The organism is Syntrophorhabdaceae bacterium (assembly GCA_036504895.1).
Lineage (GTDB): Bacteria > Desulfobacterota > Syntrophorhabdia > Syntrophorhabdales > Syntrophorhabdaceae > PNOM01.
On record DASXUJ010000119.1, the window covers coordinates 1 to 14,134 of the forward strand.

The following is a 14,134-nucleotide window of genomic DNA, read 5'->3' on the forward strand; positions in this document are numbered from 1 at the left end:
AGGACTTTAAAAATTGTATGCGAAATTTACTCCATACACGAAGTTGCTCGTTACATATCCGTTCGGATTAAAGGATATCCGTTGTCCGGTCGCCGGACTGGTGCCGAAGGTCCTGTTCGCATCCCCTGAAAGAGGGAAATAGTACTGGACGAGAGGCTGAATAATGAATGCCTTGGTCACAGGTATTGTAAAGCCCGCCTTGACCATGCCGTCATGAAGACCTTTATACCTGCTGCCCGTATAAGCGCCCGTGCCGGTCTCGTAAGTCCGCCAGAAATTGCTTTGCCCCGATTCGTACCCGAAGGAGGCGCCGAGATCGAGAGTAATATCCTTCGGCAGGTTGATCGAATGGGCAAAAGAAAGGTTCATATATGTCCCCAGATAAGAGTTGATGTCCTGATAAACCGTAAAGGTGGGTTTGCCGAGCATGTCGTAGGCGACGGTGAAGAAGAATTCTTCCGTATCCTGCGCATATTTCAGATTGTAGTAGATGTATCCGCCGGTAAGGGCCAGCTTATCGATATTGTAGGTATAGCTCAGGGTAAGGTCTGTCTCGTCCCACCCTTTCTGCCCCTCGTTCGAGAAGACGGCGGTAGTGGTATTCCTCTGATTTGTATCCATATTGCCCCACAACGTTGCGGTAAAACCTTTGAACGAAGCGGAGAGGGACGGCTGGATCACGAGACCGCTCTTACCGATCTCATATCCACGGAATATATACCTGTTGAGAAAAGCCATGGAAGCGGTGCCCGTAACCTTGTCCTCCGGAGCCTTTTCAGCCGCCTTTTCACCGGCAGGCCTGTCGGACGCCTTCACCTCCGGGAGACCCTGAGGTTCTTTCGCCTCCTGAGCAGAGACGATGCCTGTAAAAAGAGAGAAAACTCCACAAAACAGTGCCAAAAATATAAACCTTTTCATCTCACACCTCCTGATTATTCGATTCATTGTCGCCTATTAAACCCTTTTTTTATTACTAAACTTCTTTTCCCGTCCTGTCACCTCCTTCCATTTTTTTTAAAACTTTCTTTCCTTCCGCCAGAGGCTGATAATAAAAAAAAATGGCGCCCTGCCCTGCAGAACGCCATCGTTTCATTCACATCAATGTGAGGTTCCCACCCTTTACATCGGGTTATAGCACTACAAGTCGGATCGAGTAGACGCCGGTAACCTAATTCCTCATTTCCTTATTGAACCGGGTATATTTATCTTTAATCCTGTTTCGTATCTTGAGTACCATCACGTGGGAGATCCCGAGCCTCCCCCCTATCTCTCTCATGGACATCCCTTCCATGAAGAGCATGAGCACCCTTGTCTCCCTTTCAGTGAAGTACATCTTTTCCGCCACTTCCATCTGCATTCTGCTTTCGAGCTGCTCGAAGGTAAGGTTATCATCCGATGCCATGGAATCTTCGAGTCGTCCCCCGTCTTCACCCATGGGGGCATTCAGACTCAGGATGGTGACGTTGTCCTGGACCTTTCGGAGGTAATTCCTCAGATGGAAGTAACAGCCCTGAAGGATGTAACTGTCCGTTTTGTCTCCCAGCACCCCTTCCCTGTAATCAATCCACAGCCGCGTCAGGGCTTCCTGGTAAAGGTCCTCGTCATTGAAAAAAGAATAGTGTCCATTGAGTTTTCTGGTGATCCTTTTGAGTGTCGGAGAAATGCGGTGGACCAGACTATCGAATGTCATCTTAAGCCTCCCGAGGACCTCAAAATAAAAAAGGCGTCTCAAACCACTTTCGGTGATTTGGACGCCTGAGTCCTCTTTTCGTGTAGCAGCTCGCGCTGCGAGACCTCAATGTCTGCTTTGATATAGGATATAGACTAAAATGCCCGATGTCAAGTTATTCGAGCGGAGGCTTGGTAACCTCCCCCCCCCGGGGGCGCTACAATTGGTAGTCCTCCCTTCGGAAGCCCTACAATTGGTAGTCCTCCCTTCGGAAGCCCTACAATTTCCGTTTAAGGTCGGAAGTAAGTATTATGGCTTCGGCGATCTCTTTCATTGTTTTTCTTAGATCCATGCTCTTCTTGTGGATCTTCTTGTACGCCTCGTCTTCGGTTACCCCCAGTTCCTTCATAAGGATGCCTTTCGCTCGTTCTATGGTCTTTCGGGCTTCGAGGGCTTCTCTTGCAGCGAATATCTCCTGGCTCAGGTGGGTATTCTCTATTGCCACGGCAGCCTGGTTTGCCACGGCCTGGAGGATATCTATCTCCTCTTTTCTGAAGCTGTGCTCGCTTTTCGTATAGCTGTTGATAACACCGATAACCCTGTCCTTGATCATCATGGGTACCGAAAGGAGCGAGACTATGCCTTCCTTTTTCGCCACATCCGGGTACATGAAGCCCTTTTCCTTGGTCACATCGAGGACGGTTATGGGCTTTTTCTCGAGCACTATCCTTCCACTCACCGATTGACCCACTTTCAGGTTCGGCTTATTCACGTAGTCCTGGCTCAGGCTCTGGGTCGCCGCAATTACGAGCTCTTCTCTTTTTTCATCAAGGAGCATGATGGAGCATATCTTCGAATCCATCACCTTGGCCGTCATGGTGACAATAAGCTGAAGGATCTCCTTGAGATAATAATCGGAGACTATCGTGCGGGAGACCTCTGAAAGCAGATCGAGCTGTCGCGCCTTGCTCACTACCTCATCATAGGTGCGGGCATGGGAGATTGCGCTGCCAAGATACCGGCTGACGGTGAAAAGCAGATCTATCTGGTGGGACGGATAGGCGTGCTCTTCCCGGTTCCTTATATTCATCACTCCTGCTATCTCATTTTTAGAAAGTATAGGGATGGAGAGAAAGGCCTCATACTTTTCGTCATCCAGGGCGGCGAATGTTTTGAATCGCTGGTCTTTATACGCCTTCGACGCCAGGGCAAGTGGCTTTTTTTCTTTCGCTACCCATCCGGTCACGCCTTCCCCGAGCTTAAGCTTCACCATGCCCAGCATCTTGTGGTCCTCATTACTCGATGCGGTAAGGGTCAATTCATCGTTCCCTTTATCGTAAAGATAGATAAGGCATGAATCGGCCACTATCGTATTCATTACCATATCGACAATTTTTTCAAGAAGCTCGTGAAGCGAAAGATTACTACTGATGTCCTGGGCTATTTCATGCAGTATCTTCAACTCCTGCTCTTTTTGCTGCAAGCGCTCCTTCAATTCTTCGGTCATCATGTCCGTCTCTTTTTCCTTTTTTACCTTCAAAGTCATTGACTATAATATCTTTTCCCGCACCTTGTCAAACGATGCGCCCGCGACAAACCCCGAGTATGGCCGGGACCGCCATGACCTTCTTCTTCCGGGCGTCAGGTGGGATATACGGGACGCAGCGTATATTGCCGCTTGATCACGCTTATCTTATTCTTGTTGACGAGGCTTTTTATCATCCTCGAGACGGTCTCCCGCGAACAACCGCAGGAGTTGGCAATCTCGACCTGCGTGGGGCCCCGCTCGATGATCACCCTGTCCTTTATTCGTACCCCTGACTTCTCTCCTATATCGGCGAGATATCTTAATATCCTGTTTTCAACATTCAGAAAAGCGAGACCTTTAATGCGCTCGTTTGCCGCCCTTAATTTCTTGACCAGTGTCTTGAGTACATTTACGGTGAAGGCAGGATTGCTCATGAGGAGGTCAACAAAATCCTGCCTCTGTATTACCACGCATTCGGTCTCTTCCGTGGCGATGATATTGGCAAATCCGGTCAGCTCGTCGAACATGGAGAGCTCGCCGAAAAACCCGCCGGAGCCGATGACATCGAGCACGTATTCTTTGCCTTCTTCATCATAAAGGGAAATCTTGACCTTCCCGTGGAGTATGATGTGAAGGGCGGCACGGGTGTCGCCTTCTTCGAATATCACGTGCCCCTTATTGAATTTCCTGATCTTTGCGATTTTTAAAAGGATGGAAAGCTCACCCCCGGTCAATACGGAAAAGAAACTGGCACCCTGTACTCGCTCAAGATATTCCTTCATTCAGTCCCTCTCGTCATTAGGAATGTCGCTGCTATATCAGTTCCCGCGCACTCTCAAGCACCTCTGCTATCTTGTCGCCGGGCACACCGCCCTGAGCAATCTGGGCTCCCCCGCCCCCTTTACCCTGATATTTTTCGGTCAATGCTTTAATGATTTTGCCCGCATGAAAGGTTGCCTGCAGGTCGCGACTCACCGCGACGACCAGCATACCTTTCCCTTCTTCCTGTGACCCCGCCACCACGATGCAGCTTTTTACCCTGTCCCTGATCACATCCGTTACTTTCCGGAGATCGTCCGCTTTCCCGTTCACCACATTCATGGATATCAGTTTTACTCCATTCTTCTCGTATGCGGTAGTGATGGCCTCATCCACCCGGGAAAGGATGATCTCCTCCTTCAGACGCTCGATCTCTTTTTCCTTACGGTCGAGCTCGCCTAAAATCGATTCCACCCTCTCCTGCACCCTTTCGGTCTCCACATTGAGTGAGCCTGCAATCGACCGGATAGCGCCGTCAAGCTTTCTCTTGTACCGGATCGCCCCTTTTCCGGTAGCAGCTTCGATCCTCCGCACCCCTGAAGCGAGCGAGCCCTCGCTGATCACATAGAAACTGCCTATCTCGCCCGTATTACGCACATGGGTTCCCCCGCATAGTTCCACGCTGAAATCGCCAATTTTGACTACCCTGACCGTCTCCCCGTACTTCTCTTCGAAGAGCGCGGTAGCGCCTTCCTTTATTGCTTCCTCACGGTTTCTTACCTCCGTGGCAACTCCGTCACATCCCATGATCCTTTCGTTGACGATATCCTCCACCTTTGCCAATTCGAAGGCATCGAGCCCCTGGAAATGGGTGAAATCGAATCTCAGACGGTCCTTTTCCACGAGAGAGCCCGACTGTTTTACGTGATCGCCCAAGACCTGCCTCAGGGCATACTGAAGGAGATGGGTGGCCGTATGGTTTCTCGCCACACTGCGCCGTTTTTCCCTGTCTACCTCCAGGTTAACCTTCTGCCCCCTTGCGAGCGAACCTTCCTCAACGGTCACGCCATGGGAAAAGAGATCGGCCTTGACCTTTTTCACTTCCCGTATTATCGCTTTTCCGCCCGCCCAACTCACCAGCCCCTCGTCTTCAACCTGCCCGCCGCTCTCCGCGTAAAAAGGAGTGGTATCAAGGAAAATCTCTCCCTCTTCTCCCCGGGCGAGCTCCTGAACAGGTTTTTCCTCTTTCAGAATCGAGAGCACCGTGGCGTCTTTCACGCCGAGCCTCTCATATCCCACGAATTCACTTGTAATGCCTTCTTTAAGAACGGATATCTGGCCAACGCCCAGGGTCTCGCCTTTGAGCCTGGACCCCACTCTCGACCTCGTTTTCTGATCTTCCAGCGCCCGCTCGAACCCCTCCATATCCATGGTGAGTCCGTCTTCTTCCGCCATCTCCTGGGTGATATCGAGGGGGAAACCATAGGTGTCATAAAGCTTGTAGATGAGGTCGCCCGGTATGGTGCGCTCCCCCTTCTTCTTTATCTCTTCCTGGATTTCCCCATAGACCTTCATTCCCACGTTGAGGGTCTCCATGAACCTTTCCTCTTCTCCTCTTATCACGCGGGCAATATAGGGATGGTTATTCTTCACGTCGGGATATACATCTCCCATAAGGTCGACCACGGCGCCGGACAGACCGAAGAGGAACTCTTTCTCGATGCCTATCTTCTTTCCGTACCTGAGCGCCCTTCTGATGATTCTCCGGAGCACGTAAGCCCTGCCGTCCTTTCCGGGCAGGACCCCGTCGTTGATGATAAAGGTGGCACCCCTTGCATGATCGGCAATAACCCTGATTGCCGTGTCGACGGCTTCGTCTTCTCCGTAAATCCGCCGGGACATGTCTTCGATCTTCCTGATGAGAGGGAGAAAGAGGTCCGTCTCATAATTGCCGATCTTGCCCTGGAGTACGCTCGTGACCCTTTCGAAGCCCATGCCCGTGTCTATGGACGGCCTGGGCAGCTTCTTCATCTCCCCGTCGCTGGTGCGCTCGAATTCCATGAAGACAAGGTTCCATATTTCCAGATATCGGTCACAATCGCACCCCACCCTGCACTCGGGCCTCTTGCACCCTACGCTTTCACCGAGGTCATAGATGATCTCCGAGCAGGGGCCGCAAGGGCCTTCGTCGCCCATGGACCAAAAATTATCCTTTTCTCCGAGCCTGACGATCCTCTCCTTCCGGACCCCGATCGATTCCCAGATCGCGGCGGCATCGTCATCTTCCTCGTAGACGGTAACCCACAGCTTTTCCTCATCGAGCTTAATGACGCGGGTGAGGAATTCCCAGGCATAGGCGATCGCCTCTTTCTTGAAATAATCACCGAAGGAAAAATTGCCCAGCATCTCGAAAAAGGTATGGTGACGGAGTGTTTTCCCTATGTTATCGAGGTCGTTATGCTTTCCTCCGGCGCGCACGCACTTCTGGCACGTCGTCGCCCTATGATAATCCCTTTTCTCTATGCCCAGGAAGAGGTTCTTGAACTGCACCATGCCCGCGTTCACAAAAAGCAGCGTGGGGTCCTTCTCCGGCACCAATGAGGCGCTCGGCACGATTGTATGCCCCTTTCCGGCAAAATAATCGAGAAATATTCTTCTTATCTCTTTCGAATTCACTATTCACCCTTCTTCATTTCATAATGTGCGAGGATCTTCGCTTCGACCTCCTGAGCCACGGACTCGTGCTTCTTGAGAAAATCCTTGGCATTCTCCCTTCCCTGGCCGATCCTCGTCTCACCATAGGAGTACCATGCGCCCAGCTTCTCCACCACCCCTGCCTCGACCCCAAGATCAATCAGGTCCCCTTCCTTCGATATGCCGTAGCCGAAGATAATATCAAATTCCACTTCCCGGAAAGGCGGGGCAACCTTATTCTTCACGATCTTTACCCGGGTCCTGCTTCCCACCACTTCCTGACCGTCTTTAATGGCCGCTATCCGCCGGATATCGAGTCTCACCGACGCATAAAATTTAAGGGCATTTCCGCCAGTGGTAGTTTCCGGATTACCGAACATGACCCCGATCTTCTGCCTGATCTGATTAATGAAAATGACCGTGGTCATTGATTTGCTGATCGTGGCCGTGAGCTTTCTCAGCGCCTGGGACATGAGCCTCGCCTGAAGCCCCATATGGGCGTCTCCCATCTCGCCTTCAATCTCCGCCTTGGGCACGAGGGCCGCCACCGAGTCGACAACGATGATGTCCACCGCCCCGCTTCTCACGAGTATCTCAGTGATCTCCAGGGCCTGCTCGCCCGTATCGGGCTGGGAGATGAGGAGATCGTCCGTATTGACCCCGATCCGCTTCGCGTACGCCACGTCGAGGGCATGCTCCGCGTCGATGAAGGCCGCGGTCCCTCCCGTCTTCTGGATCTCGCTTACTACTTCGAGAGCGAGGGTTGTCTTGCCCGACGCCTCGGGACCATAAATCTCGACGACCCTGCCTCTCGGAAGGCCTCCGACGCCAAGGGCCATATCAAGGGCGATCGACCCTGTGGAGACCACGGGTATGGCTTCAATAGGCTTTTCACCAAGCTTCATTATCGAGCCCTTACCGAAAAGCTTCTCGATCTGGGTGACCGCCATATCGATGGCTCTTCCTTTGTTACCCTCTTTCGCCTCTTCTTTCACGCTCTATCCTCCAAGTTTGATGTCCCACTGAGGCGTGTACACGGCCCCCTCTTTTTTCAGGGTGGACTCAAAGAGCACCACCCTCTCCACGGGAAATTGCCTTCTCTCCAAAGGCTCTATATCTCTGTCGAGCAGGGGCCCGGGGATCTTTGCCCGCCCCAATGTAATGTGGGGCGTAAATTCCCGCGCCTCCGATTCAATATCCAGAGTGGAAAGTCCGATTTCCATGTCGTCAAAAATCTCTTTTATTGTGGCTGCTCCTTCTTCCAGATCGGCCATCACTACCCTCGCCCTCCTCCGGTTGGGGAAAGCGCCTATCCCTTTTATGGAAGCCGTAAAAGGCTTGTAGTCGGCACCGATAAAAGAGATGCTCTGCCTGATCCTGAGGGCGGTCTCCTGATCTATCTGCCCCAGAAACTTGAGTGTGACGTGAAGCTGCTCCTGCCGCACCCACCGGATCCCTTTGGCCCGCGCTGCCATGCGGGTAATCACATCGTAAAGATATTTCTTGAGGTCGTCGGGGATCTCGATTGCGAGAAAGGCCCTCACTCAAGCTCTCCTTTAAGGCAGGCATACAAGAGGTTCAGGGCCTCTTCGGCCGTCTTCGCCCTTATCTCGCCGCGGTCTCCCTGAAAAAGAAATTTTCGGACATGGCTCTTCCCCGCCCACGCCAGACCCACGAAAACCGTACCCACAGGTTTTTCGGGCGTGCCGCCCCCGGGTCCTGCTATGCCTGTCACGGAAAGGCTGATATCCGCCGACGCCAGTCTTCTCACCCCATCGGCCATGGCCGCCGCGACTTCGTTGCTCACCGCCCCCATTCGTGCCAGCAGTTCCCCCGGCACTCCCAGGATCGTTTCTTTTGCACGGTTGCTGTAGGTAATCACTCCCATCTCAAAATAATCGGACGCACCTGCAATATCGGTGATGAGCTTGGCTAAGAGTCCGCCAGTGCAGGACTCGGCCACGGAGATCTTCATCTCTTTTTCCCTGAGCAAGGCACCGACTTTCTCTTCCGGACTCATATTACCATTCCTATGGCGAGAAGGACAAGGTTTGCAAGAATTCCGGCAACCACGTCGTCGGCCACGACTCCGTATCCCCGCCTCAGTGCCTCTGCCTGGCGCACGGGGAAAGGCTTCACGATGTCGAAAAACCTGAAAAGGACAAAGCCCGCGACGATATTGACTATTGTCGGCCTATGGCCGGTCATGGTCACGTACATGCCTACCAGCTCGTCCAGAACGATGTAGCACGGGTCCTTCTCTGCCGACTTGAACAGGTTGATCAATATAACGGAAATCACACACAGGGAAGCGGTAAAAATTACATTAGCGGCAAGTGAGGAAAAAGGGAATAGGTACGCCAGGAGCGCCCCGAACGCCGACGCCCATGTACCCGGAGCAAAAGGCAGATAGCCTATGAACCCGCAGCTTACACAAAAGAGCAGGGCCTTATGTCTTATCTCCATAGACCTGTTTGTCGTCAAACACCTTTGTGCCTACCACTTTCCATCCTTTATCCCACACCCTGTAGAAGCAGCTCCAGAATCCCGTATGGCATGCAGCCACTTTCTGATTCACCATGAGCAATATCGTATCGTTGTCGCAGTCGATAAAGACCGACTTCACTTCCTGGGTATGGCCCGAGCTCTCCCCCTTGAGCCAGAGCTTGTTTCTCGAACGCGAGTAAAAATGCGCCTTACCGGACTGGAGGGTAAGGTCGAAGGCCTCTTTATTCATGTAAGCCACCATGAGCACGTCTTTCGTGCCCTCATCCTGGACCACCGCCGGGACCAGTCCTCTTTCATCCCATTTTATCTCTTCCATCATTATCCACCCATTCGGCTCGAGCCTCTGCTAAAGCCTTACGTTAACTCCTTTTCCCTTAAGATACCTCTTCGCGTCCATCACCGTGTGCTCCTTATAATGAAAGATGGATGCGGCAAGCACGGCATCGGCCTTCCCTTCTACAAACCCCTCGTAAAGGTGCTCCAGGGTACCCACGCCGCCTGATGCGATTACCGGTATATTCACTCTTTCCGAAATCATGCGGGTGAGCTCGATATCAAAACCTATTTTCGTCCCGTCCCTGTCCATGCTGGTAAGGAGTATCTCGCCCGCGCCGAGTTCCTCCACCTTCTTTGCCCATTCTATCGCGTCGACTCCCGTGGGCCGTCTTCCTCCGTAGGTAAAGACCTCAAAGCCATCGCCCTTCCTCTTCGCGTCAATGGCGATACATATGCATTGGCTGCCGAAGACCTCCGCGGCCTCCCGCACAAATTCCGGAAATTCCACCGCCGTGGTATTTATCGTTACTTTATCGGCCCCGGCAAGGAGTATCTCCCTGATGTCCTGCAGGCTCTTTATGCCTCCGCCAACCGTGAGGGGCATGAACACTTCGTGGGCGACCTTCTCCACTACCTTTATGATCGTTTTGCGTTTCTCATGGGACGCCGTGATATCAAGGAAACAAAGCTCATCGGCCATCTGCTCCTCGTAGCTCTGCGCATTCGCCACCGGGTCGCCTGCATCCCGGAGCTCGAGGAAATTTGTCCCCTTCACTACCCTTCCCTCCATCACGTCGAGACAGGGTATGATTCTCTTCGTCAACATAGGGCAACCGCCTCCTCGATATCGATCAATCCCTCGTATACTGCCTTACCGAGAATTGTCGCCCAGGCGCCCATATCTTTGAGCTTCTTCACGTCATCGATGTGCGTGACCCCGCCGCTCGCGATGACCGGAATAGAGGTCATTTTCATCATCTCCTCAAGTCCCCCGTAATCGGGCCCCGAAAGCATACCGTCTCTGGCGACGCTGGTACAGAGGATGGCCATAATGCCGATCCTCTCCGCCCCTTCGAGGATCTCTTTCACATCTTTATCCACCGCGGCCTTCCAGCCCCTCACCATGGGTTTGCCGTCGAGAAGGTCGAGGCCGAGCACCACGTTTTTGAATTTGGAAAGGCCTTCGAAAAAGGTCGGGTCCTCGAGGGCCTGTGTCCCCACAATGACCCCTTGAGCCCCACATTTCGTATAGTAGTCGATCTCAGCGTCGGTCCTGATACCGCCGCCCACTTCCAAATAGCCCTGCACCCTCGTACCGATATTTTCAATCACATCACGGTGGTGAGGCGTTCCCGTCCGCGCGCCGTCAAGATCTATGATATGGAAATCCCTGGCGCCCTTCTTCATCATCTCTTCGATTTTCGAGACGGGGTCATCGCTATACACAGTTACCTTCGTAAAATCGCCCTTCATGAGACGGACACACTTCCCGCCCATTAAGTCCATGGCAAATAAGGCTTTCATTCCACCACCTCAAGGAGATTATCGAGCCCTTTCGTGATTCCGTCTCCCGAAAGCCTTTCCACCGTCACCCATTTCCCGCCGCGTTTCATAAATTTCCCCAAAGTCAAAAGGTTATCCATAAGGGCTTGTTGGTCTTCTTCATAGACAAACACCCGTTTCATGACGCCTTTATTGATAAGATGCATGTGAAATCCCACCCGGGCCGGCCTGTCAACCGCAAAATCACCGCCCTGCCGCTCCTCGAACCTGTAAATAAGCACGTTGATATACTGTGTTCTTGCAGTACCTTCCAGAAACCCCATATCCTTATCCGTCAGGGCCGATTGCAATTGGTTTTTCACGATCAATTCCGCATCCTGGTGGACTCTTCCCACATTAATCAACCTTCCGCAATACCTGCACTTGTCAATGCCCCCTCCCTCGGATACCCTCTCCACTTCTATCCCGAGGTCGCCTATGGCCCGGCAGACATTGTGCCAGGGAGTAAAAATACTTAATATCAAAAAGAGCACGCTCAGGAAGGCACGCATTTTTCACCCCTTTCGAGTCGATAGTTCTTAATAATTGTATAGGAAAACGGCCATAAAGAAAAGACTAAAAGCGGAAAAGACCAAAGGATTTCGGGTTACATAAAGCGGTCCGCCTAAGGCAATACCGCCGGAGAGACAGGGGCGCCCGGTGCGGGGCCCATGTTTTCTTTCAAATCCTTCGGAAAAATGGTAAAAATATAAGAAATTGAGATATCGATAAGGAATCCTATCAACGGGTGTGGCCAAAATGACAGAAGAAATACTGGTTCAGATGTTGCGAAAATATCGACAGTCCTCAATCTTCGCTCACTACGCCTCTCTTTCGCAGGAGAAGAAAGTCGTCTTTCTGGAAGAATCGGGTCAGTTTGATTTCGACCTTGCCTTTTCTCTTTACGGTGATTCTCTCAAGACAAAAGCAGGCGCTGCCGGGGCAGACTCTATTGATCCGGCGCCTATCCTGACCATTCCCCGCACCGCCGAGGGGATCGCACGAAAAGAAGAAGCGCTCCGTGCGGGCGAGACCCTCCTCCGTGAAGGCAAGGTAGCAGTGCTCATCGTCGCCGGAGGCCAGGGTTCGCGCCTCGGATTCGAGGGCCCTAAAGGCGCATTCCCTATTTCCCCTATCAAAGGAAAAACGCTTTTCCGCCTCTTCTGCGAGTCCTTGAAAGCCATGTCCCTCCTTTACGGATGTCCCATCCCTCTCGTTATCATGACCAGCCGGGAGAACGATCTCGATACGAGGAAATACTTCGATTCCCATCGATATTTCGGCCTCGAATCCGGTAATGTCGATTTTTTTCAGCAGGGAATGCTGCCTACCGTCACGCCCGAGGGCGAATTTCTTTTAAAAGATGAAACCCATTTCTTCACAAATCCCGATGGACACGGAGGCTCTTTGAAGGGCATTTACGACTCGGGCCTCCTTGACCGTCTCATGTCCAGGGGTGTATCCGAACTTTTTTATTGTCAGGTAGACAACCCCCTGGTGAGAATGGCCGACCCGGTATTCCTCGGCTATCATCACCTTAAAGGATCGGAGATGAGTACGAAGGTGGTGAGGCGTGAAAATATCGAGGAAAAAGTAGGAGTTTATGTTACGGTGGGCGGCAAGGAAGCCATAGTCGAATATAGCGACCTCGGCGGCAAACATATGGAAGCCCTGGACGACAAGGGAAATATCCTTTATTGGGGTGGGAATACGGCAATTCATATCCTCAGCCTCGAATTCGTGAGACGCTTGAATTCCCACGGCTTCGTCCTTCCCTACCACCGCGCCTCAAGGCCTGTCGATGCGTGGAAGCCTGAGGGCGGCTTTGAACGGGCCGAAGGATGGAAGTTCGAGACTTTTGTATTCGATGCCATACCTTTTGCGGGAAAGACATGCGCCATTGAAGTCTCCAGGGAAGAAGAATTCTCCCCTGTCAAGAATAGCGAGGGCCCCGATTCACCCCGCACCGCCTCGGAGGCTATGAACAGGCTCTTCCGGAAATGGCTCGAGGATTCGGGGGTCTCCGTGGCGCCCGGCGCCCGGGTAGAGATCAGCCCTTTATTCGCCGTCGATAGGGAGCGGCTTGCGTTGAAACTGGCGGGTGAGAAAATCGAGATCACCCGGGATACCTACCTTGGCGATTAGGCGAATGAACACCATCACGGCAACAGGTGATCACGCAGGCGGTGAGTCTGTGCTGCCGGACCGTCATGGGTGCACCTGCGCCGGAGTGCGGGGAAGGGAGTGTCTCTCATGATAAGAATTCTCATTGCCGACGACCATCCCATCGTGCGACGGGGCCTGAAGCAGATACTCTCCGACGAGCCCGATATGGCGGTACCCGGCGAAGCCAGTGACGCCAATGAAGTGCTCGCCCTCATGACAAAGGGCACCTGGGATATCGTGATCCTCGATATCAAGATGCCCGGACGGAGCGGCCTGGACGTACTGAAAGAGCTGAGACAGAAATACCCTAAACTGCCCGTCCTCGTCTTAAGCATCCATCCGGAAGACCAGTACGCGGTGCGGGCACTGAGGACCGGGGCCGCGGGCTATCTCACCAAAGAGAGTGCCCCCGAAGAACTGGTAAAAGCCATCAGAACCATTCTCAATAGGGGGAAATACGTAAGTGCCAGCCTGGCCGAGCGCCTCGCCTTCGAATTGGAGACGGACGGCGGAAAGGCATCTCATTTTAAGCTGTCGAACCGGGAGTACCAGGTAATGCTCCTGATCGCCGGAGGTAAGCGGTTAAGCGATATCGCAGATGAATTATCCCTGAGCGTGAAGACGATCAGCACCTACAGGGCCCGTATCCTTGAGAAAATGAGTCTCAAAAATAATGCCGAAGTCACCCATTATGCGATAAAAAACCTTCTGGTCGAATAAATCTCCCTATTTGTAGGACAAATTCGGACATATAAATCAGAAATCAACCTATTTTCACACTTTCATCGATTTGATATGCTTATAGGGTAACAGATGAGGTGGCATACGGATGTTCGCACCGTGCGAATACTTCAAAAGACCGGACATCCGTAAGCCGATTCACTGAGTGAGGTACCGATTTTTAACCGGTCGAAGTTTAGTGGATTATCCCTCCGACACATCCTTTGGTATTTCAGAATGGAGGGTGACCGCTCACTGAAATAGGCTGCACC

Annotated in this window: 15 protein-coding genes; 2 read left to right on the top strand and 13 right to left on the bottom strand. The window is 52.3% G+C overall.

What is annotated here, in order from left to right:
• Positions 1–6: 6 nt before the first annotated feature.
• From VGJ94_16895 to VGJ94_16955, 13 genes are all read right to left on the bottom strand, one after another.
• A complete protein-coding gene (locus VGJ94_16895; GenBank protein ID HEY3278294.1) occupies positions 7–918 on the bottom strand; it encodes a hypothetical protein in 912 nt (303 codons plus the stop codon).
• A gap of 250 nt (positions 919–1,168) precedes the next feature.
• The gene (locus VGJ94_16900) at positions 1,169–1,690 is read right to left on the bottom strand and encodes a sigma-70 family RNA polymerase sigma factor (GenBank protein HEY3278295.1); all 522 of its coding nucleotides are present in this window, start codon (positions 1,688–1,690) and stop codon (positions 1,169–1,171) included.
• 256 nt (positions 1,691–1,946) lie between these two features.
• On the bottom strand, positions 1,947–3,215 hold the full coding sequence (locus tag VGJ94_16905; protein HEY3278296.1) for a GAF domain-containing protein: 1,269 nt from the start codon (positions 3,213–3,215) through the stop codon (positions 1,947–1,949).
• Positions 3,216–3,310: 95 nt separating this feature from the next.
• Positions 3,311–3,979, bottom strand: a complete 669-nt coding sequence (locus VGJ94_16910; GenBank protein ID HEY3278297.1) for a Crp/Fnr family transcriptional regulator — start codon at positions 3,977–3,979, stop codon at positions 3,311–3,313.
• 31 nt (positions 3,980–4,010) lie between these two features.
• Positions 4,011–6,632 (bottom strand): alanine--tRNA ligase, encoded by a 2,622-nt coding sequence (gene alaS / locus VGJ94_16915; protein HEY3278298.1) that lies wholly within the window; start codon positions 6,630–6,632, stop codon positions 4,011–4,013.
• On the bottom strand, positions 6,632–7,645 hold the full coding sequence (gene recA, locus VGJ94_16920) for a recombinase RecA (protein HEY3278299.1): 1,014 nt from the start codon (positions 7,643–7,645) through the stop codon (positions 6,632–6,634). Before recA ends, alaS begins: the two co-directional genes overlap by 1 nt.
• Positions 7,646–7,648: 3 nt before the next feature.
• Positions 7,649–8,194 carry an RNA 2',3'-cyclic phosphodiesterase gene (thpR, locus tag VGJ94_16925; protein ID HEY3278300.1) on the bottom strand — a complete coding sequence of 182 codons (546 nt, stop codon included), beginning with the start codon at positions 8,192–8,194 and terminating at the stop codon, positions 7,649–7,651.
• Entirely contained in the window at positions 8,191–8,670 is a 480-nt protein-coding gene (locus tag VGJ94_16930) for a nicotinamide-nucleotide amidohydrolase family protein (protein HEY3278301.1), read from the bottom strand. The genes thpR and VGJ94_16930 overlap by 4 nt, the downstream gene beginning before the upstream one ends.
• Positions 8,667–9,116: a phosphatidylglycerophosphatase A gene (locus VGJ94_16935; GenBank protein ID HEY3278302.1), complete on the bottom strand. Its 450-nt coding sequence runs from the start codon at positions 9,114–9,116 to the stop codon at positions 8,667–8,669. The genes VGJ94_16930 and VGJ94_16935 overlap by 4 nt, the downstream gene beginning before the upstream one ends.
• Positions 9,100–9,477, bottom strand: coding sequence for a phosphoribosyl-AMP cyclohydrolase (gene hisI, locus VGJ94_16940; protein HEY3278303.1), 378 nt, complete (start codon positions 9,475–9,477; stop codon positions 9,100–9,102). The genes VGJ94_16935 and hisI overlap by 17 nt, the downstream gene beginning before the upstream one ends.
• Before the next feature lie 27 nt (positions 9,478–9,504).
• Positions 9,505–10,260 (bottom strand): imidazole glycerol phosphate synthase subunit HisF, encoded by a 756-nt coding sequence (gene hisF, locus VGJ94_16945; GenBank protein ID HEY3278304.1) that lies wholly within the window; start codon positions 10,258–10,260, stop codon positions 9,505–9,507.
• Positions 10,254–10,958, bottom strand: a complete 705-nt coding sequence (locus VGJ94_16950; GenBank protein ID HEY3278305.1) for a 1-(5-phosphoribosyl)-5-[(5-phosphoribosylamino)methylideneamino] imidazole-4-carboxamide isomerase — start codon at positions 10,956–10,958, stop codon at positions 10,254–10,256. The genes hisF and VGJ94_16950 overlap by 7 nt, the downstream gene beginning before the upstream one ends.
• Positions 10,955–11,488, bottom strand: a complete 534-nt coding sequence (locus VGJ94_16955; protein ID HEY3278306.1) for a hypothetical protein — start codon at positions 11,486–11,488, stop codon at positions 10,955–10,957. Before VGJ94_16955 ends, VGJ94_16950 begins: the two co-directional genes overlap by 4 nt.
• A 247-nt stretch (positions 11,489–11,735) precedes the next feature.
• On the opposite strand from VGJ94_16955, the gene VGJ94_16960 reads away from it, so the two are divergent.
• Together VGJ94_16960 and VGJ94_16965 are read left to right on the top strand one after the other, a co-directional pair.
• Positions 11,736–13,121: a UTP--glucose-1-phosphate uridylyltransferase gene (locus VGJ94_16960; GenBank protein HEY3278307.1), complete on the top strand. Its 1,386-nt coding sequence runs from the start codon at positions 11,736–11,738 to the stop codon at positions 13,119–13,121.
• A gap of 108 nt (positions 13,122–13,229) precedes the next feature.
• A complete protein-coding gene (locus VGJ94_16965; GenBank protein HEY3278308.1) occupies positions 13,230–13,862 on the top strand; it encodes a response regulator transcription factor in 633 nt (210 codons plus the stop codon).
• Positions 13,863–14,134: the final 272 nt, after the last annotated feature.